The organism is Pseudomonas sp. BMW13 (assembly GCF_013357275.1).
Lineage (GTDB): Bacteria > Pseudomonadota > Gammaproteobacteria > Pseudomonadales > Pseudomonadaceae > Aquipseudomonas > Aquipseudomonas khazarica.
Genome location: NZ_SUKD01000025.1, coordinates 144,728 through 164,167 on the forward strand (window position 1 = coordinate 144,728; position 19,440 = coordinate 164,167).

The following is a 19,440-nucleotide window of genomic DNA, read 5'->3' on the forward strand; positions in this document are numbered from 1 at the left end:
AAACCTTCTGAATGCGAAGGGCTACGGCTCGGTATCGTTATGGATGATGTGGATTTTCCAAGGGCCATGACCGTGCTACAAGGGTATTTTTCGCGATCAATTCATGAGGAATATGAATGAATCACCGGCGCCTGACGCCTTCGATGTCGCTGCTGCTGGCCTTCGAGGCCGCTGCCCGGCACGAGAGCTACACCCGTGCAGCCAGGGAGCTGTCGCTGACGCAGAGTGCGGTCAGTCGTCAGGTGCAGGCGCTGGAAGCGCAGCTGGGCGTGCGCCTGTTTCGCCGCGAGGGGCGCAACATCGTGCTGACCGACGTGGGCCGGTTGTACCTGCGTGAACTCGGCGATGCCCTGGCGCAGATCCGCAGCGCCACGCTGCAGGCGGTGGCCTATGGCTCCGGCATGGGCACCTTGCGCCTGGCGCTGTTGCCGACCTTCGGCTCGACCTGGCTGCTGCCCCGGCTGAATCGCTTCTACGCGGCCAACCCCGGCGTGCAGGTGCATGTGCATTCGCGCATCCAGGCGGTGGATTTCGCCGACGGCGAGATCGACGCGGCGATCACCGTCGGCAGCGGCGACTGGCCGGAACTGGTGGTGCACCCGCTGCTGGAAGAAACCATGGTGGTGGTCGCCAGCCCTGCGCTGCTGGCGGCGGGCGAGGTGGTCGACGCCGAGACCATCGCCGCGCAGACGCTGCTGCAGGTGGCCAGCCATCCGCCGCTCTGGGCCAGCTGGTTCGCCCGCCATGGCCTGGCGCCGGAGCGCATGCGCAGCGGGCCCAACTTCGAGCTGACCTCGCACCTGTTGCAGGCAGTGCGCAGCGGTATCGGCGTGGGCCTGGTGCCGCAGTTGCTGGTGGCGGACGACGTGCGCCATGGCCATCTGCTGCGCGTCGGCGAAGCGATTCCCAGCCAGCGCACCTACTGCCTGACCTACCCGCCGCGCAACGCGGTGCTGCCCTCGCTCAAGGCGTTCCGCCAGTGGCTGCTCGCCGAACTTGGCCGTTGAGCGCGGCACCTGTGGCGGCCTGTCACGCGGCAAATCACCACAGCGCCAGGTGGCCCATTAGCGGCTAGTCTTTCAACGTGCATTGATCCAGATCAATGCCGCGTTTCGCGCGTCGTCTCCAGCGGCTTGCCGGCCGTTGCTCATATCATAAGAACAATTCCAGCGCGTTCGACTCCAACACTCGGAGTCTATGGCTCGGCTTTGCGTGCCGGGGCCGAGATAACCCTGAATGAGGATGTAACATGTTCGGCCTAGAGGCGCTCGATCTCGCCCGAATCCAGTTTGCCTTCACCATTTCGTTCCACATCATCTTTCCCGCCATCACCATCGGTCTGGCCAGTTATCTGGCCGTGCTCGAAGGGCTGTGGCTGAAGAGCGGCAACACCGTGTACCGCGATCTCTACCACTTCTGGTCGAAGATCTTCGCGGTCAACTTCGGCATGGGGGTGGTCTCCGGCCTGGTCATGGCCTATCAGTTCGGTACCAACTGGAGCGCCTTCTCCGACTTCGCCGGGGCGGTCACCGGACCATTGCTGACCTACGAGGTGCTCACCGCGTTCTTCCTCGAGGCGGGCTTCCTCGGCGTCATGCTGTTCGGCTGGAACCGCGTCGGCCCGGGCCTGCACTTCTTCTCCACGGTGATGGTGGCCATCGGCACGCTGATCTCGACCTTCTGGATTCTCGCCTCCAACAGCTGGATGCATACCCCGCAGGGCTTCGAGATCGTCGACGGACGGGTGATTCCGGTGGACTGGTTCGCCGTGGTGTTCAACCCGTCGTTCCCCTATCGCCTGGCGCACATGGCCACGGCGGCCTTCCTCGCCACCGCCTTCTTCGTCGGTTCGTCGGCGGCCTGGCACCTGCTGCGCGGGCGCGACAACCCGGCGATCCGCAAGATGCTGTCGATGGCGGTATGGATGGCACTGCTGGTGGCGCCGGTGCAGGCCTTCATCGGCGACCTGCATGGCCTCAATACGCTGAAGTACCAGCCGGCGAAGATCGCCGCCATCGAAGGCCACTGGGAGAACGTCGGTGACGAGCCGACGCCACTGATCCTCTTCGGCTGGCCGGACATGCAGCGCGAGGAGACGCGCTTCAAGGTGGAGATTCCCGCGCTCGGCAGCCTGATCCTGACCCACAGCCTGGACAAGCAGGTACCGGCGCTCAAGGAATTCGCCCCGGAGGACCGGGCCAACTCCACCATCGTCTTCTGGACCTTCCGCATCATGGTCGCCATGGGCCTGCTGATGATCCTGGTCGGCCTCTGGGGCACCTGGCTGCGGCGCGGCGGGCGCCTGTTCCAGTCGCGGCCGTTCCTGCACCTGGCGGTGTGGATGGGACCCTCGGGGATCATCGCCATTCTCGCCGGTTGGTACACCACCGAGATCGGCCGCCAGCCGTGGATCATCCATGGCCTGATGCGCACCGCCGATGCTTCGTCCGGGCACAGTGCGGCGCAGATGGGCATCACCCTGGCGCTGTTCGTACTGGTGTATTTCGTCCTCTTCGGCGCTGGTATCGGCTACATGCTGCGCCTGGTGCGCAAGGGACCGAAGATCGACGAGGGCAAGGACAGCACCGAAGGCGGGCCTGGCCAGCCGCGGACTCCGGCACGGCCGATGTCCGCTGCGGAAGAAGGCCTGGAAGACGGTGAAACCGACAGCTTGCCGGAGAGGAACTGAACATGGGTATCGACCTTCCGCTGATCTGGGCGGTGATCATCGCCTTCGGTGTGATGATGTACGTGGTGATGGATGGCTTCGACCTCGGCATCGGCATCCTCTTCCCCTTCGTCCGTGACGACGGCGAGCGCGACGTGATGATGAACACCGTCGCGCCGGTCTGGGACGGCAACGAGACCTGGCTGGTGCTCGGTGGCGCGGCGCTGTTCGGCGCCTTCCCGCTGGCCTATGCGGTGGTGCTGGATGCGCTCTACCTGCCGCTGATCCTGATGCTGCTGGGGCTGATCTTCCGCGGTGTGGCCTTCGAGTTCCGCTTCAAGGCCAAGGCCGCCAAGCGGCATCTGTGGGACAAGGCCTTTATCGGCGGCTCGCTGACCGCGACCTTCTGCCAGGGCGTGGCGCTGGGCGCCTATATCGACGGTTTCGAAGTGGTCGACCGCACCTTCGCCGGTGGCGCCTTCGACTGGCTGACGCCGTTCTCGGTGTTCTGCGGGCTGGCCCTGATCGCGGCCTACGCGCTGCTCGGCTGCACCTGGCTGATCATGAAGACCGAAGGCCGCCTGCAGCAGCAGATGCACGACATGGCACGACCGCTGGTGCTGGTGTTGCTCGGCGTGACGGCCATCGTCAGCCTGTGGACGCCGTTCGCCCATGCGCCCATCGCCGAACGCTGGTTCAGCCTGCCCAACCTGTTCTGGTTCATGCCGGTACCGGTGCTGGTGCTGCTGTGCACCTGGGCGCTGCTCAAGGCGGTGGCCGACAACGCGCACTATTCGCCGTTCGTGCTCACCCTGGTGCTGATCTTCCTCGGCTACAGCGGCCTGGGCATCAGCCTGTGGCCGAACGTCATTCCACCGTCGATCAGCATCTGGCAGGCCGCTGCACCGCCGCAGAGCCAGGGCTTCATGCTGGTGGGGGCGCTGTTCATCATTCCCTTCATCCTCATGTACACCGCCTGGAGCTACTACGTGTTCCGCGGCAAGGTCACGGTGGACGATGGCTACCACTGAGAATCTGCGCGAAGCCTGCTGCGCTGGCAGCGGGCTCCGGCGGGTGGCGCGTTGAATCGGGGGGCGAGAGAGGCGATATGACCGAAGTCGAAGAGAAGAAGCCGCTATGGCAGCGCCTGGGCTGGCTGGTGCTGATCTGGGCCTGCAGCGTCACTGCCCTCGGCGTGGTGGCCTGGCTGCTGCGCCTGTTCATGAGCGCGGCAGGGCTGGGCACGCCGGGCTGAGATGCAGGCGCCTGCGGTCGGCTCAGCGTCGATACATTTGAAAATCATTTTCATGTGTAATACTTTCCGGTCTTTCCCGGTGCCGAGCCTTCTCCGTGTCCCCGCCTCGCGATCCATCCTCTTCGGAAGAGTTGTTCCGGCGTCACTCCGGGGAGCTGTTGCGCTTCTTCGTTCGCCAGACGCGCTGCAGCGAACTGGCCGCTGATCTGCGCCAGGAAACCTGGCTGCGCCTGCAGGGGCGGCGCGCCGAGGAGATCGGCAACGTGCGCGCCTTTCTCTATCGGGTCGCGCGTAATCTGCTGATCGATCACCATCGCCAGCAACTGGTCCGCCCGCAATGGGCGCCTATCGACGAGACGCTGGAAAGCGACGTGCCCGAGCCTGAGCGGGCGACCGAGGACAGCCGGCGCCTGGCCCGCCTGCAAGGCCTCATGCAGGAGCTGCCCGAGCATCTGCGGCAGGCGCTGCTGTGGAATCGCCTCGACGGGCTGACCCAGCGCGAGATCGGTGAGCGTCTCGGCGTCTCGGAAAGCATGGCCGGGCGCTATATCCTCAAGGCTCTCGAGTACTGCCAGGAACGCATGGATGAATCGCCTTGACTGATCAGGATCTGCGGCGCCAGGCTCGTGAGTGGCTAGTGCTGCTCAACTCCGGCAACGCCAGCGAGGCCGAGTGCGCCGCTGCCGAACGCTGGCGCCGGGCCAGCCCACGGCATGCCGCTGCCCTGGCCGAGGTGGAGCGGCTGTGGGCACTGCTGGGCCAGGTCGAGCGAGCGCCTGCTGTGTCACCGTCTGTGCCGCGCCGCACCCGACGCTGGTCCGTGCCGTTGGCCACGGCGGCCTGTCTGTTGCTGGCGTTCTGGCTGGCCCCGCCTGGCTGGCATGCGGATGTGCGCAGCGCCGCAGGAGAGATCCGCAGCGTGCAGCTCAGCGACGGCTCGCAGCTGCAACTCAACGGCGCCACGGCGCTGGACTGGGATGCCGATGCGGGTGGCCTGCGGCATGTGCGGATGTATCGTGGTCAGGCCGATTTTCACGTCGCCGCCGATGCCCGGCACCCCTTCGTGATCGATGCCGGCCAGGCGCACATCCGTGTGACCGGAACACGCTTCGACGTCAACATGCTCGATGATCAGGTGCTGCTGGCCGTCACCGAAGGCCAGGTGCAGGTTCGCGATGAGCAGGGTCACGAGAGGGCGGTGCAGGCCGGTGAACAGATTGCCTGGCAGGCCGGGAGGTTGCAGGTGGTGCAGGCGCTGGATGCTGCCCGCTCGCTGGCCTGGCAACGCGGGCGTCTGGTGTTTCGTGATCGGCCACTGAGCGAGGTGTTCAGCGAGTTGTCGCGGCAGCAGGCGCAGCACGTGCTGTTTCTCGACGACAAGGCACGTGAGCTGAAGGTCACCGGGGTATTCGCCCTGCACGACCCACAGGCGGTGCTGCGTGCCATCGAAACGACCCTGCCGGTGAAGCTGACCCGTTTGCCTGGCGTGCTGCTGGTGTCGTCCGACGACTGATCGAGATCGTCCGGTCGCGACTGAAGCCCCGGCCACGGGGCTGGACCCGATCCCCGGATTTCATCCGGGCTACACACAGGGCGGACAGCGCTTTCTTGTCCACCGTGGTCTCGATGCTGGTGCCTTTGCCCCGGATCTTTTGCAAAAAAATCACGGCACCGGTTCAGGAATGCCTGACAGCTTCGTCTTCTGCTCTTGCAAATGCGACTTCTTCGCATAAAAGACAGCAGCACACAGGATATCCGCATGCGTTCGATTCCCTTCCTCCCGAGCTTGATCGCGCTTTCTCTCGGCTTCGCCACCATCCAGGCCCAGGCCGTGGAACTGGACATTCCAGCCCAGGCGCTGGATTCGGCGCTGACCGATTTTGCCGAGCAGGCCGGCGTGCGCCTGCTCTACGACGCCAGCCTGACCCGCGAGGTGGCGACGAGCGTGGCGCTCAAGGGCGATTACCCGGTCGACGAGGGGCTGCAGCGTCTGCTGCGCGGCAGCGGCCTGAGCTTCAAGGTGGGCGCCGATGGCACCGTCACTCTGGTGCCCGCGGCACAGGGTGCGGACGTGCTGGAGCTGGATGCCGCCACGGTCAGTGCGCAGCTCGCTGCGCGTGCTGACTTGCCGAGCACCTACGCCGGTGGTCAGGTGGCGCGTGGCGGCAATCTCGGGCTGCTGGGTAACCAGGACATGCAGGACACGCCGTTCGCCTTTGTCAGCTACACCTCCGAGCTGATCGAGACGCGCCAGGCGCAGACCCTGGCCGACGTGCTGGCCAGCGACCCGGGCGTGCGCCAGTCCTACGGTTTCGGCAACTTCTCCCAGGTCTTCGTCGTACGTGGCTTCCAGCTGTACAGCGACGACATCGCCTTCAACGGCCTGTACGGCATCCTGCCGCGGCAGATCATCTCCACCGAATCGGTCGAGCGCGTCGAGGTGTTCAAGGGCGCCAACGCCTTCATCAACGGCGTGGCGCCGGGTGGCAGTGGCGTGGGCGGGGCGATCAACGTGGTCTCCAAACGCGCCGAGGACACCCCGACCCGCCGCTTCACCCTGGATTACGCCAACGCCAGCCGGGTCGGCGGGCACCTCGATCTGGGCCGTCGTTTCGGTGAGGACAAGCGCTTCGGTGTGCGCCTGAACCTGGCCCAGCGCGAGGGCGAGAGTGGTATCGATCACGAGCAGTCGCGCTTCAGTCTGGCCACGCTGGGCCTGGATTATCGCGGCGAGCGCCTGCGCCTGGCGGCCGACCTCGGCTATCAGAAGCAGCGCGTCAATCAGGGGCGTTCGGTGGTGTACCTGACCACCACCTCCAACAGCAGCGTCACCAGTACCCTCAACGGCAAGGTGCCGTCCGCGCCGGACTCCAGGCACAACTACGCGCAGCCCTGGAGCTGGTCGCAGCTGGAGGACAGCTACGCCATGTTCAGCGCCGAGTACGACCTGTCGCCGTCGTGGACCGCCTACCTGATCGGTGGTGGCAAGTACACGCGGGAGAACGGCGTGTACGCCTCCAACTATGTGTACGGCGCTGATGGCGCCGCGCGTATCGGCCGCCTCTATTCGCCGCTGGACCAGGAAACCCTGAGCCTGGCCACGGGGCTGCGTGGCGAGCTGCTGAGCGGGCCGGTCAGCCACAGGATCAACCTGGCGGCCAACGGCATCTGGCAGGAAAAGCGCAACGCCTTCGAGTCGACCAGTGCGACCAATCGTGTCACGGGCAATCTGTACGACGGTTCGCCCGTGGCCGTGCCGACGGCCAATGCGCCATCCGGTGACCTGCACGACCCGGATACCACCGCCAAGGTGCAGAACAGGAGTCTGGCGCTGTCCGATACCCTGGGTTTCATCGACGATCGTGTGCTGCTGACCCTGGGCCTGCGCCGCCAGAGCATCGGTGCCGATGCCTGGAGTGCAGCCAGTGGTGCGCGCACCTCCAACTATCAGGACAGCATCACCACGCCGGCCTATGGCCTGGTGTTCAAGGCCACCGACTACCTTTCCCTCTATGCCAACCGCGTGGAGTCGCTGCAGCAAGGGCCGACCGCACCCAGTGCGGCGAACAACCGAGGCCAGATGTTCGCGCCTTACCGCTCCAGGCAGACCGAGGCAGGGGCGAAGCTCGACTGGGGCCGCTTCGGCGGCAACCTCAGTGTTTTCCGTATCGAGCAGCCGCAAGGCGTGATCGACGGCAATGGCAACTATGGGGTGGATGCCGAGCAGCGTAACCGTGGCGTCGAGCTGAGCCTGTTCGGTGAGCCCGTGCGTGGCCTGCGTCTGCTTGGCGGCGTGACCTGGACGGAGGCCGAGCTGCGCGGCACGGCAGGTGGCGACAACGATGGCAACCAGGCAGTCGGCGTACCCGAATTCCAGTTCAATGTCGGTGCCGACTGGGATGTGCCGGGCGTGCCGGGGCTGAGTTTCAATGGCTTGCTGCTGCGCACCGGAGGCCAGTATGTCGACGCTGCCAACGACTACAGCATTCCTGCCTGGACGCGTGTCGACCTGGGCGCACGCTACAAGACCCGGCTGGACGACCGCGCGCTGATGCTCAACGCTGTGGTGGAGAACGTCGCCGACGAGAACTACTGGGCTTCGGCCAATGGCGGCTACCTGACGCAGGGAGCGCCACGGACCTTCAAGGTCTCGGCCACGGTCGATTTCTGAGGCTCGCTTCGCGCCCGCTGCCAGCACGCGCCGGCAGTTGCTCATGGCGGGCGCTTGTTCCCATACTGCCAGCCTCTACCGATTCTTCCGGGAGGCCCGATGTTCGCCCTCAGCGACACCCTGCAACGGCGCTTTGCCGCGCTGAAATCCACGGCTGACTTCTGGGCGCTGCGTCATGTTCAGGAAGGCCGGGAATCCTACTGGGTACGCCGGCGCGTGGCGCAGGCACCGTCATTCTCGCTGGACGGCGGCGCCATGCTCACGGTGCGCATCGCGGGCGTCGAGGCCTATGCGGCGACCAGCGACATCAGTCAGTGCGGCCTGCAGGACGCGCTGGAGCGGGCCGAGGCGATTGCCCGCGCCCTGGCCGGCCAGCACCTGCTGGACGTGCAGGCGCAGCCGGTGCCGCAGGCGCTGGCCGATGACGTCATGCCGGGCTACGCACAGTCGCAGGCGCAACCGGCGCACTGGTTCGACTGGCTGCTCAGCGAGGCAGCGGGCATCCCGCAGGACAGCCGGCTGGTGGACAGCCACCTGGGCCTGGTCTTCACCGATCACCAGCAGATCTACCTCAACAGTGCAGGGGCCTGCCTGCGCCGTGCTCAGCGCTACGTGTTCCCGCAGGTGGGCGTGACCGCCAGCGACGGCAACGACAGCCAGAGCCGCAGCTTCGGCGGCACCCACCTGGCGCGCCAGGGCGGCGCCGAAGTGCTCGGGCAACTGGGGGTGCCCGGCAGCGCCGCGCGCATCGCCGACGAGGCGCTGCAATTGCTGCTGGCACCGAACACACCCAGCGGTGCGCGCGACCTGTTGCTGCTGCCGGACCAGATGATCCTGCAGATCCATGAATCCATCGGCCATCCGCTGGAACTGGACCGCATCCTCGGCGACGAGCGCAACTTCGCCGGCACCAGCTTCATCCGCCGGGAGGACTTCGGTCACTACCGCTACGGCTCGCCGCTGCTCAATGTCAGCTTCACTCCGGACGTCCCCGGCGAGCTGGCCAGCTACGACTTCGATGATGACGGCACGCCCGCCAGGCGCGAGCTGCTGATCCGCGACGGCATTCTCCAGCGCCCCCTCGGCGGCGCGCTGTCGCAGTGGCGCAGTGGCCTGCCGGGCGTCGCCAACAGCCGCGCCTGCAGCTGGAACCGTCCGCCGATCGATCGCATGGCCAATCTCAATCTGGAGCCGGGCGACAAGCGCCTGAACGCGCTGATCGGTGGCATCGAGCGGGGCATCCTGATGAGCAACAACCGCTCCTGGTCCATCGACGACGCGCGCAACAAGTTCCAGTTCGGCTGCGAGTGGGGCCAGCTGATCGAGAACGGTGAGCTCAAGGGCGTGGTGAAGAACCCCAACTATCGTGGCATCAGCGCGCAGTTCTGGCGCAACCTGCGGGCGGTGGGCGATGCCAGTACCTTCGAGGTGCTGGGCACGCCCTACTGTGGCAAGGGCGAGCCCAATCAGGTGATTCGCGTCGGCCATGCCTCGCCGGCCTGCGTATTCGCTGACATCGATGTGTTCGGAGGGGCGGCCTGATGCGCGCGCGTGAGCATTTCAACGGGCTGCTCGCCTTCCTGCAGGAGCAGTTGGCCGGTGAAGAAGGCTTCACCCTTGGCTACAACGCCGAGGACTCGGCCTTCATTCGTTTCAATCAGGGCCGTGTGCGCCAGGCCGGTACGGTACGCCAGGTGTACGTCACCCTGGCGCTGTACCGGGGCCTGCGCCATGCCGAGAGCAAGCTGGCGCTCAGTGGCGAGCGGGAGGCCGACCTGCCGTTGCTGCAGCAGGCTGTGCAGCAGTTGCGCGCCATCCTGCCGGGCCTGCCTGACGATCCCTATCTGCGCCTGAACCGCGAGGCCTGGCGCAGCGAATCGAGCGACGCGGTCGCGCCGCAGGATGCCGCTGCCATGGCTGTGCAGATCAGCGAGCTGGCGCAGGGTCTGGACCTGGTCGGCTTTCTCGCCGCCGGGCCGCAGTATCAGGGCTTCGCCAGCTCCTGGGGGGCCTTTGGCTGGCACGTGGCAAGCAGCTTCAATCTCGAGTTCAGTCTGTTCCACGGCAACGCGCAGGCGGTTAAAAGCACCTACGCCGGCGAGCGCTGGGATGCCGAGGTCTTCGCCGGCAAGCTGCATGGCGCGCGCCAGCAACTGGCCTACCTCGGGCGACCGCTGCGGGCGCTGGCGCCGGGTGACTATCGCGCCTACCTGAGCCCGGCGGCGCTGGAGGAGCTGTTCGGCCTATTCTGCTGGGGCTTCGGTGCGCAGGCGCTGGCCTCAGGTGGCAGCCCGCTGCAGCGCCTGTTCAGCGCCAAGGCCGCGCTCAGCCCCATGTTGAGCATGGATGAGCGTATCGAGGGCGGCCTGGCGCCGGCGTTCACCCGCGAAGGGCCGCGGCAGGCCTTGACGCTGATCCGTGCCGGGCAACCCGGCGAGCGCCTGGTCAGCTCGCGCAGCGCCGCCGAATACGGCCTGACCGCCAACGGCGCGTGCAGCGGCGAATACCCCTTGTCGCTGCGCGTGCACGGCGGCGAACTGGAGGAAGGCGAGGTGCTGGCGCGCCTGGGTAGCGGTCTGTACATCGGCAACCTGTGGTACTGCAACTTCTCCGACCTGCCGGCCGGGCGCCTGACCGGCATGACCCGCTTCGCCACCTTCTGGGTCGAGGACGGCGAGATCCAGGCCCCGGTCAGTACCATGCGCTTCGACGACTCGCTGTTCAGCTTCTTCGGCGAGCATCTGGAGGCGCTGAGCCGAACGCCCGAGCTGCTGCTGCCCGGAGGCACCTACGGCGCCCGCCAGACCGGCTCCATGGCGCTGCCCGGTGCCTTGCTGTCGCGCTTCACCCTGACCTTGTAGAGCTTGCGCGTGCCCCGGATGGTATTCGGGCTACGGAGAGCGTCGGGCTGCGCGGCGCTTACTTGCTGGCCTTGAGCACGACGAACTTCGGCGTGGCCGCGACTTGCTCGACGCCACGGAACAGGCGCTTGAGCTTGGCGTGATAGCCAAGATGACGGTTGCCGACGATCCACAGTTCGCCGCCCGTTACCAGCGCGGCGCGGGCCTGCTGGAACATGCGCCAGGCGAGGAAGTCGCCGACCACCTGCTGCTGATGGAAGGGCGGGTTGCACAGCACCAGGTCCAGCGAGTCGGCCGGCTGCTCGGCCAGGCCGTCGCCCGCACGGATGGTCACCGGCCGTTCCCCCAGCGCCGCGCGCCAGTTTTCCTGCGCCGATTGCACGGCCATGTACGACTCGTCCACCAGCGTCAGTTCGGCCTGCGGATTGTTCAGGGCATAGGCGATGCCGAGCACGCCGTTGCCGCAACCGAGATCGGCGACCCGGCGCGCATCGACGTGCTGCGGCAGATGCGGGAGGAACGCCCGGGTGCCGATATCCAGGCCTTCGCGGCAGAACAGGTTGGCGTGGTTGACCAGCTCCAGCGCGGGGGTGTCCAGGCGGTAGCGTGTCGGGTAGGGCGAGCTCGCTGCGCCTTTGTCTGCGACGCTCACCTGCAGCAGGCGCGCCTTCTTCACCGCCAGTGAGGCCTGCACCGGGCCCAGGTATCTCTCCAGCAGATCGCCAGCGGCACGTGGCAGGTGCTTGACCATGGCGCCGGCGACCACCCGCGCGCCGGGGGCCAGCTGACCATGCAGGCGAATCAGCTGTTCCTCGAGCAGGGCCAGGGTCTTGGGCACGCGGATCAGCACCCAGTCGAACGGGCCTTGCGCGCTGGAGCTGGCCGGAACGAAGTTCACCGCGTCCGCGCTGAGGCCATTGCTGGCGAGGTTCCTGGTCAGGGCGAGAAAGCCCAGGTGCGAGTCGCTGCTGCTGGTCACCTGGCAGTGGCTCGCCAGCGAGCAGGCCAGGGCGCCGAAGCTGTCGTTGAGCAGCAGCACCCGGGTGTCTGCCTGGATGCCCTGCTCATGCAGATGATTGAGCAGGTACTCGTCGGCGGCGTCGAAGGCTTGCAGCGGCTCGTTCGGCTGGTGCGGCTGGCGCAGCAGGTCGAGGCTGGCGAAGGGAGTATCGAGAGTAGGCATGCAAACCTTCGGTGTTTGTCGTCGGCCGATTGCGCCAGACTGGGCGGGTATTCGATGAGGAGGCGATTATGACCGTCAGCGAAGACAAGTTCACCCGTCAGACACTGCTGGACGTGCAGGGCCTGACGCCGAGTCTGTTTACCCTGCGCACCACGCGCGCTGCCGGCTTCCGCTTTCGCGCCGGGCAGTTCGTGCGTCTCGGCGTGGAGAAGGCCGATGGCACGCAGGTCTGGCGCGCCTACTCGCTGGTATCCGCGCCACACGACGAGTTCCTCGAGTTCTTCTCCATCGTGGTGCCGGGGGGCGAGTTCACCAGCGAGCTGAGCCGTCTGCGCGCTGGCGACAGCCTGCTGGTGGAAAGGCAGGCCACCGGCTACCTGACGCTGGACCGTTTCGTCGACGGCCGCGACCTTTGGCTGCTGGGCAGCGGCACCGGCATCGCGCCGTTCCTGTCGATTCTCCAGGACTTCGAGGTGTGGCAGCGTTTTGAACGCATCGTGCTGGTGTACAGCGCGCGCACCCGCGCCGAGCTGGCCTACCAGTCGATGATCACGGGATTCGCCGGCCTGGAGCACCTGGCCGAGTTCGCACACAAGCTCACCTACCTGCCGGTGGTGACACGCGAGTCGGCGGCGGGTTGCCTGGCGGCGCGCATCACCGAACTGCTCGACAACGGCGAACTGGAGTGTGCGGCGGGCCTGCAGCTGACGCCCGAGGACTCGCGGGTGATGATCTGCGGCAACCCGCAGATGATCGACGATATCCGCCAGCGCCTGAAGGCCCGTGGCCTGAACCTGAGCCTGACCCGGCGTCCGGGCCAGGTGGCGGTGGAGAACTACTGGTGATCAGTCTTCTTCGCGGATCGCCTTGATGCGATGCTCCCAGCGGCGCTTGGCGAAGCGGCGCATGTTGGGGATGTCGTCGGTCTCGTCGAGGATCGGCTTGCCGATGATGGTTTCCATGATGTCTTCCAGCGTCACCAGGCCGCGCCAGCTGCCGAACTCGTCGTACACCAGGCACATGTGCTGACGCTCCTGCATCAGCTGGGTCATCAGGTTCTCGGCGTTCATGCTTTCCGGCACCACCTTCAGCGGTTTCATGATGCTGGTCAGCGCGGCCGAATCATCCTCGGCGGTCAGGGCGTCGTAGCGAAACACCACGCCCAGCGGCGACTCGTCCTCGCCGATCACCGGGTAACGGGAGAACTGGCTCAACCGGGCGCGGGCCTTGAACGCGGCGATAGACTCGTCCGGCGCGGCCGATTCGCAGACGATGCGCGGGGTCATGATGTCGCGCAGGCGAATCTCGTGCAGGTCGAGAATGTTGCCGATCACACGCTGCTCGTCCTCGTCGAGCGAGCCCACTTCGCGGCCGAGCAGGGTCAGGGCCTTGATCTCCTGGCGCACGTCATGCTCCGGCTCCTTGCCGCCGAACAGGCGCATGATCAGGTCGGACATGAAGATGAACGGCTTGAGCAGCAGGATCATCGCCTGCAGCAGACCGGGCAGGAAGGGCGCGAAGGTACGCCAGTAGCGTGCACCGATGGTCTTCGGCAGGATTTCCGAGAGCACCAGGATCAGCAGGGTCATGATCGCCGAGGCGGCACCCAGGTAGCCATCGCCGAAGACAATGGTCACCTGCGCGCCGACGCCCGTGGCGCCGACCGTGTGGGCAACGGTGTTCAGCGTGAGAATGGCCGCCAGCGGCTGGTCGATCTTGTCCTTGAGCGCCTTCAGGCGTTCATACAGGCGCGGTCGTTCGAGCTTCTGCTGAGCGATGTAGCTGGGCGTGAGGGAGAGCAGCGCGGCTTCGAGGATGGAACAGATGAACGAAACCAGGATGGAGAGGACAGCGAACGCTATCAGGAGTGTCATGTAGGGGTGTTGGTAACCAAGGGCCTGCCAATTTAACGGAAAACAGGCTGCGCAATGCGCGCAAGCTGCAACATTTCATTTCCTCTCGATACCTGCTGCGCTCGTGTGGCGGGGCTACGCCTGGCGCAGCTTCGACTAGGCTGAATAGGACGATCTCCGGGAGGTTCCTCCATGCCGCTTGAACATCACCCGCTCAACCGAGAATTTCCGCAGCAGCACGATGCGTTGCGCAAGCTGATGCAGAGCGACGCGCGCTTCGCCAGGCTGGCGGAGGAGTACGAGGCACTGGACAAGCGCATCTACGAGATAGAGGACGGCCGTTCGGTCGCCGATGATCTGATGCTGCAGGGGCTCAAGCTGCAGCGCGTCGGCCTCAAGGACGAGATCGCGGACCTGCTGCACGGGGCTACCTGATGGGGGCTTGATCAGGGTCAAGGGTGGGGCGACGACGGCGGGCTAGGCTGCGATCAACACCTTAGCCAGGAGCTGCACCATGCACGTCGATCATCACCCTCTGATCCATGATTTCCCCGAGCACCGCGACGCCCTGCAGCGCCTGCGCCAGGGCGATGCGCTCTTCGCCAGGCAGGCCGAGGAGTACGAGGTGCTGGACAAGCGCATCTGCCGGATCGAAGACGGCATCGAGTTGCTCGACGACGTCTCCCTGCAGGCGCTCAAGCTCAACCGCGTCGCGCTCAAGGATGAACTGGCTCGGCAGCTCAAGCGTGCCAGCGGGCAGTGCTGCGGTTGCGGCAACGGTTGCAAGGACTGAGCCCCGGCCCAGGTCTCAATGCACCGGCGGGTTGATCAGGTAGGTGAGCAGCCCGTCCGCTTCATCCTCCGTCCAGATCGCCCGCGCGGGGCTGGGCCACTCGCTCAGCAGTCGTTGCCAGAAGGACCGGGCCAGTTTGTCCTGGCAGTAGTAGCGCAGCAGCCAGGGCTGGCCATCGCCCATCAGCTGCTGCACCAGCGCACGACCGATGCCCTGACGGCGGTACTTCTTCAGAATGAACAGGTCGGCGAACTCCGGGGCGTCGATGCCGGGTAGCTCGCTGCGCTCGATCAGCACGAAGCCGGCGATGAAGCCGTCGGCGAGAACCAGCTGTGCGCTCCAGCCGGCATCCTGCCAGTAGCGTTGCAGGTGCGGCTCGTGGATGTAGAAGCGTCCGTCGGTTTCCACGTCCTCCTGCTCCCAGTCGGAGCTTTCGTAGGCATAGAACTGGTACAGGTTGGCGAGTAGCGGAAGCTGTTCGGCGCTGGTGGGCAGCAGTTCGATCTGCATGAGCGTATCCGCGTGAAATAGACCTGGTCTGTAAATTTATCCAGTTGTTCGGTATCGTTCCAGCCTTCGTTGAACAGGCAGGACGACTACCCCATGGCCAAGGCAAAACGCATGTACGGCTGCACCGAGTGCGGCGCCACCTTCCCGAAGTGGGCGGGGCAGTGTGGCGAGTGCGGCGCCTGGAACACCCTGGTGGAAACCGTGGTCGAGGGCGCCACGCCCAGTGGGCGCAGCGGCTGGGCGGGTGACAAGGCCAACATCAAGACCCTGGCCGAGGTCAGCGTCGAGGAGATTCCGCGTTTCTCCACCGCCTCCAGTGAGCTGGACCGGGTGCTGGGCGGCGGCCTGGTGGATGGCTCGGTGGTGCTGATCGGCGGTGATCCGGGCATCGGCAAGTCGACCATCCTGCTGCAGACCCTGTGCAATGTCGCCCAGCGTTTCCCGGCCCTGTACGTCACCGGCGAGGAGTCGCAGCAGCAGGTGGCCATGCGCGCCCGGCGCCTGGACCTGCCGCAGGACAAGCTCAAGGTGATGACCGAGACCTGCATCGAGTCGATCATCGCCACCGCCCGTCAGGAAAAGCCCAAGGTCATGGTGATCGACTCGATCCAGACCATCTTCACCGAGCAGCTGCAGTCCGCGCCGGGCGGCGTCGCCCAGGTACGCGAGAGCGCCGCGCTGCTGGTGCGCTTCGCCAAGCAGAGCGGCACGGCGATCTTCCTGGTCGGCCACGTCACCAAGGAGGGCGCGCTGGCCGGCCCGCGGGTGCTGGAGCACATGGTCGATACCGTGCTGTATTTCGAGGGCGAGTCCGACGGGCGCCTGCGCCTGCTGCGCGCGGTGAAGAACCGCTTCGGCGCGGTGAATGAACTGGGCGTGTTCGGTATGACCGACAAGGGCCTAAAGGAAGTCTCCAACCCCTCGGCGATCTTCCTCACCCGTGCCCAGGAGGCGGTGCCCGGTAGCGTGGTGATGGCCACCTGGGAGGGCTCGCGGCCGATGCTGGTGGAGGTGCAGGCGCTGGTCGACACCAGCCACCTGGGCAACCCGCGCCGTGTCACCCTGGGCCTGGACCAGAATCGCCTGGCGATGCTCCTGGCCGTGCTGCATCGCCATGGCGGCATCCCCACCTACGACCAGGACGTGTTCCTCAACGTGGTCGGCGGGGTGAAGGTGCTGGAAACGGCGTCGGATCTGGCGCTGATGGCGGCGGTCATCTCCAGCCTGCGCAACCGCCCGCTGCAGCATGACCTGCTGGTGTTCGGCGAGATCGGCCTGTCCGGCGAGATCCGCCCGGTGCCCAGTGGCCAGGAGCGCCTCAAGGAAGCGGCCAAGCATGGCTTCAAGCGCGCCATCGTGCCCAAGGGCAATGCGCCGAAGGAAGCTCCGGCAGGATTGCAGATCATCGCGGTGACGCGCCTGGAGCAGGCGCTGGATGCGTTGTTCGAGTAGCTTCGGGGCTGCGGCGTTCTGCCGCGAGGGGGCTCCGGGCGGAATTGACCGGGATCAATAGGTAGCAGGCTATCTACGCGCAGCATGAGGGTGTATCCAACCAAGGAGACACCCTCATGTTCCTGTTCTTCGACTTCTTTTCCCGTGCTTTCAACTTCGACGCCAAGGCTGTCGAGTCGCGCGATGCTCGCCGCGAGGCACAGCGTCTCCAGGCGCGACGTCAGCGCCGCGAGCAGGCCGAGGCTGCCTGCCTGCGTCACTGATCGGCTCAGTCATCTTCGCCCAGTGCCGCCAGTTCGCGCTCCAGCAGCTCTTCATCGCCAAGGTTGAGTTCGACCAGGCGGCGCAGGTGGCTGATGGATTCGAGGTCGATATGGCGGCAGACGAAGCCGAGGTAGTAAGGCTGCGTCCGGGTCAGCACCACCTCCATCTTCACCCGGGCCTCGCCGCCCAGTTCCACCAGCGCCTCGAACGGCTGATCCGGGTCACCGCTCCAATCGCGCGGCGTCCTGATCAGCAGGCCTTTGAGTGAGATGTCGTGCAGCGCTGCCTTCCATTGCCGCTCACCCTGGGCGATTACGGTGGGAGCGTCGAAGGCGATGCGCTGGAAGCGCCGACGCTCATTGGCTGGTTCACTCATGCCCATGCTCCTGAGGTGTTTACATCACTATAGTCAAGGCTGTTGGTCGTGTGATGTGCGCCACGTCGTGGCTCACGACAGATACACATCAGTTTGACAGGTGGGCAAGTGTCGCCAAAGCTCCTTATGCGGTTTTTACTACTCGATATTGCGGAGCGATAGATATGAGCAAGCGACTGCTGGGCAAGGGTTTGGTCTTTGGCCTGTTGAGTATGGCCAGTGTTGGCGCATTCGCCGACGCAGCCGGTGGCAATGGCTGCGGCTGGGGCAACATGTTGTTCGAAGGGCAGCGCGGCATGGCGCCGCACTTCCTGGCTACCACTACCAACGGCACCTCGGGCAATGCCACCTTTGGCATGACCTCCGGTACCAACGGCTGCGACACCAGCGGTGCGCTGGGCTACAACGGTCGCTCCATGCTGGCGATGAACGGCATGCTCGACTCCATCGCCGAAGACATGGCGGTCGGTGAGGGCGAGGCGCTGGATGCCTACGCCACCCTGCTGGGTGTGGAGGCCAAGGACCGTGCACACTTCGCCAAGGTCACCCACGACAATTTCGGCAGCATCTTCAGCCAGGCCGACGCCACCAGCGAGCAGGTACTGGCCGCCACCCTCGACGTGATGAGCCGCGACGCCCAGCTGGCGCGCTATGTGAAACAACCGGCCTGACGTGCTGCGTCGGATCCCAGGCAAAAAGAAGCCCGCCGATCGGCGGGCTTCTTCATTTCAGGCTGAGCCTCAGTTGCCGTAGACCGGGAAGCGGGCGCACAGGGCCTTGACCTGCTCGCGCACGCGGCCTTCGACTTCATCGTTGCCGATGTTGGCCAGCACTTCGCAGATCCAGCCTGCCAGCTGGCGGCACTCGTCTTCCTTGAAGCCGCGAGTGGTCACGGCCGGGGTGCCGATACGCAGGCCGGAGGTGACGAACGGCGAGCGAGGGTCGTTCGGCACGCTGTTCTTGTTCACGGTGATGTAGGCGCGGCCCAGGGCGGCGTCCGCGTCCTTGCCTGTGATGTCCTGCTTGATCAGCGACAGCAGGAACAGGTGGTTCTCGGTGCCGCCGGAAACCACGTCGTAGCCGTTTTCGATGAACACCTGAGCCATGCTCTGGGCGTTCTTGATCACCTGGGCCTGGTAGGCCTTGAACTCGGGCTGCAGCGCTTCCTTGAAGCACACGGCCTTGGCGGCGATAACGTGCTCCAGCGGGCCGCCCTGGCCGCCCGGGAAAACGGCGGAGTTGAACTTCTTCTCCAGCTCTTCGTTCTTGCGCGCCAGGATCAGGCCACCGCGCGGACCGCGCAGGGTCTTGTGGGTGGTGGTGGTGACCACGTCGGCGAACGGCACCGGGTTCGGGTACAGGCCGGCGGCGACCAGGCCGGCGACGTGGGCCATGTCGACGAACAGGTAGGCACCGACCTTGTCGGCGATGGCGCGGAAGCGCGGGAAGTCCAGTACCTGCGAGTAGGCGCTGAAGCCGGCGATGATCATCTTCGGCTTGTGCTCGACGGCCAGGCGCTCGACTTCGTCGTAGTCGATCAGGCCCTGGTCGTTGATGCCGTACTGCACGGCGTTGTAGATCTTGCCGGAGAAGCTGACGCTGGCGCCGTGGGTCAGGTGGCCGCCGTGGGCCAGGCTCATGCCCAGCACGGTGTCGCCGGCGTTGAGCAGGGCCATGTACACGGCGCTGTTGGCCTGGCTGCCGGAGTGCGGCTGGACGTTGGCGTAGTCGGCGCCGAACAGCTCCTTGGCGCGGTCGATGGCCAGCTGCTCGACCACGTCGACGTACTCGCAGCCACCGTAGTAACGCTTGCCCGGGTAGCCTTCGGCGTACTTGTTGGTCAGCACGCTGCCCTGGGCTTCCATCACTGCCGGGCTGGTGTAGTTTTCCGAGGCGATCAGCTCGATGTGCTCTTCCTGGCGCTGAGCTTCCTGCTCCATCGCGGCAAAGAGTTCGGCGTCAAAACGAGCGAGATTCAAATCACGGCTGAACATGGCAATCCCCTGAAAACCAGTTGGGCGGAAGAAATTAAGGGGCGGATTCTACCGCAAAGG

Annotated in this window: 20 protein-coding genes; 15 read left to right on the forward strand and 5 right to left on the reverse strand. The window is 65.7% G+C overall.

Annotation, left to right across the window (positions count from 1 at the left end; genetic code table 11):
* Window positions 1-116: 116 nt before the first annotated feature.
* From E4487_RS19200 to E4487_RS19240, 9 genes are all read left to right on the forward strand, one after another.
* A complete protein-coding gene (locus E4487_RS19200; protein WP_037046160.1) occupies window positions 117-1,007 on the forward strand; it encodes a LysR substrate-binding domain-containing protein in 891 nt (296 codons plus the stop codon).
* 242 nt (window positions 1,008-1,249) lie between these two features.
* A complete protein-coding gene (locus E4487_RS19205) occupies window positions 1,250-2,689 on the forward strand; it encodes a cytochrome ubiquinol oxidase subunit I (RefSeq protein WP_037046163.1) in 1,440 nt (479 codons plus the stop codon).
* A gap of 2 nt (window positions 2,690-2,691) precedes the next feature.
* Window positions 2,692-3,699: a cytochrome d ubiquinol oxidase subunit II gene (gene cydB, locus E4487_RS19210; RefSeq protein WP_037046165.1), complete on the forward strand. Its 1,008-nt coding sequence runs from the start codon at window positions 2,692-2,694 to the stop codon at window positions 3,697-3,699.
* Window positions 3,700-3,776: 77 nt separating this feature from the next.
* Window positions 3,777-3,923, forward strand: coding sequence for a DUF2474 domain-containing protein (locus E4487_RS19215; protein WP_037046168.1), 147 nt, complete (start codon window positions 3,777-3,779; stop codon window positions 3,921-3,923).
* Between the two features lie 95 nt (window positions 3,924-4,018).
* Complete coding sequence (locus E4487_RS19220) at window positions 4,019-4,522, forward strand: RNA polymerase sigma factor (RefSeq protein WP_037046170.1); 504 nt, start codon at window positions 4,019-4,021, stop codon at window positions 4,520-4,522.
* Window positions 4,519-5,436, forward strand: coding sequence for a FecR domain-containing protein (locus E4487_RS19225; RefSeq protein WP_175254135.1), 918 nt, complete (start codon window positions 4,519-4,521; stop codon window positions 5,434-5,436). Before E4487_RS19220 ends, E4487_RS19225 begins: the two co-directional genes overlap by 4 nt.
* 246 nt (window positions 5,437-5,682) lie before the next feature.
* Window positions 5,683-8,094 carry a TonB-dependent receptor gene (locus E4487_RS19230; RefSeq protein ID WP_175254136.1) on the forward strand — a complete coding sequence of 804 codons (2,412 nt, stop codon included), beginning with the start codon at window positions 5,683-5,685 and terminating at the stop codon, window positions 8,092-8,094.
* Window positions 8,095-8,193: 99 nt separating this feature from the next.
* A complete protein-coding gene (locus E4487_RS19235) occupies window positions 8,194-9,636 on the forward strand; it encodes a TldD/PmbA family protein (protein ID WP_175254137.1) in 1,443 nt (480 codons plus the stop codon).
* Window positions 9,636-10,955 carry a TldD/PmbA family protein gene (locus E4487_RS19240; protein ID WP_175254138.1) on the forward strand — a complete coding sequence of 440 codons (1,320 nt, stop codon included), beginning with the start codon at window positions 9,636-9,638 and terminating at the stop codon, window positions 10,953-10,955. Before E4487_RS19235 ends, E4487_RS19240 begins: the two co-directional genes overlap by 1 nt.
* Before the next feature lie 58 nt (window positions 10,956-11,013).
* Here the strand turns inward: E4487_RS19240 and E4487_RS19245 are convergent, their stop codons facing one another.
* Window positions 11,014-12,138, reverse strand: a complete 1,125-nt coding sequence (locus tag E4487_RS19245; protein ID WP_175254139.1) for a class I SAM-dependent methyltransferase — start codon at window positions 12,136-12,138, stop codon at window positions 11,014-11,016.
* A gap of 68 nt (window positions 12,139-12,206) precedes the next feature.
* Here E4487_RS19245 and E4487_RS19250 point away from each other — a divergent pair, with 68 nt between their 5' ends.
* The gene (locus tag E4487_RS19250; RefSeq protein ID WP_175254140.1) at window positions 12,207-12,983 is read left to right on the forward strand and encodes a ferredoxin--NADP reductase; all 777 of its coding nucleotides are present in this window, start codon (window positions 12,207-12,209) and stop codon (window positions 12,981-12,983) included.
* On the opposite strand, the gene E4487_RS19255 is transcribed toward E4487_RS19250, so the two are convergent.
* Complete coding sequence (locus E4487_RS19255) at window positions 12,984-14,012, reverse strand: CNNM domain-containing protein (RefSeq protein ID WP_152487857.1); 1,029 nt, start codon at window positions 14,010-14,012, stop codon at window positions 12,984-12,986. It lies immediately after the preceding gene.
* Window positions 14,013-14,183: 171 nt separating this feature from the next.
* Here E4487_RS19255 and E4487_RS19260 point away from each other — a divergent pair, with 171 nt between their 5' ends.
* The gene (locus E4487_RS19260) at window positions 14,184-14,426 is read left to right on the forward strand and encodes a YdcH family protein (protein WP_037046189.1); all 243 of its coding nucleotides are present in this window, start codon (window positions 14,184-14,186) and stop codon (window positions 14,424-14,426) included.
* Window positions 14,427-14,505: 79 nt separating this feature from the next.
* Window positions 14,506-14,784 (forward strand): YdcH family protein, encoded by a 279-nt coding sequence (locus E4487_RS19265; protein ID WP_037046191.1) that lies wholly within the window; start codon window positions 14,506-14,508, stop codon window positions 14,782-14,784.
* A gap of 15 nt (window positions 14,785-14,799) precedes the next feature.
* Here the strand turns inward: E4487_RS19265 and E4487_RS19270 are convergent, their stop codons facing one another.
* A complete protein-coding gene (locus E4487_RS19270; RefSeq protein ID WP_175254141.1) occupies window positions 14,800-15,294 on the reverse strand; it encodes a GNAT family N-acetyltransferase in 495 nt (164 codons plus the stop codon).
* Window positions 15,295-15,387: 93 nt separating this feature from the next.
* On the opposite strand from E4487_RS19270, the gene radA reads away from it, so the two are divergent.
* Window positions 15,388-16,746 carry a DNA repair protein RadA gene (gene radA / locus E4487_RS19275; protein WP_037046196.1) on the forward strand — a complete coding sequence of 453 codons (1,359 nt, stop codon included), beginning with the start codon at window positions 15,388-15,390 and terminating at the stop codon, window positions 16,744-16,746.
* 116 nt (window positions 16,747-16,862) lie between these two features.
* Window positions 16,863-17,009 carry a hypothetical protein gene (locus E4487_RS19280; protein ID WP_167494354.1) on the forward strand — a complete coding sequence of 49 codons (147 nt, stop codon included), beginning with the start codon at window positions 16,863-16,865 and terminating at the stop codon, window positions 17,007-17,009.
* A gap of 5 nt (window positions 17,010-17,014) precedes the next feature.
* Here the strand turns inward: E4487_RS19280 and E4487_RS19285 are convergent, their stop codons facing one another.
* Window positions 17,015-17,386 carry a PilZ domain-containing protein gene (locus E4487_RS19285; protein ID WP_175254142.1) on the reverse strand — a complete coding sequence of 124 codons (372 nt, stop codon included), beginning with the start codon at window positions 17,384-17,386 and terminating at the stop codon, window positions 17,015-17,017.
* Between the two features lie 164 nt (window positions 17,387-17,550).
* Here E4487_RS19285 and E4487_RS19290 point away from each other — a divergent pair, with 164 nt between their 5' ends.
* Window positions 17,551-18,057: a DUF3015 domain-containing protein gene (locus E4487_RS19290; RefSeq protein ID WP_037046200.1), complete on the forward strand. Its 507-nt coding sequence runs from the start codon at window positions 17,551-17,553 to the stop codon at window positions 18,055-18,057.
* 69 nt (window positions 18,058-18,126) lie between these two features.
* Here E4487_RS19290 and glyA read toward each other — a convergent pair whose 3' ends face one another.
* On the reverse strand, window positions 18,127-19,380 hold the full coding sequence (glyA, locus tag E4487_RS19295; RefSeq protein ID WP_037046202.1) for a serine hydroxymethyltransferase: 1,254 nt from the start codon (window positions 19,378-19,380) through the stop codon (window positions 18,127-18,129).
* Window positions 19,381-19,440: the final 60 nt, after the last annotated feature.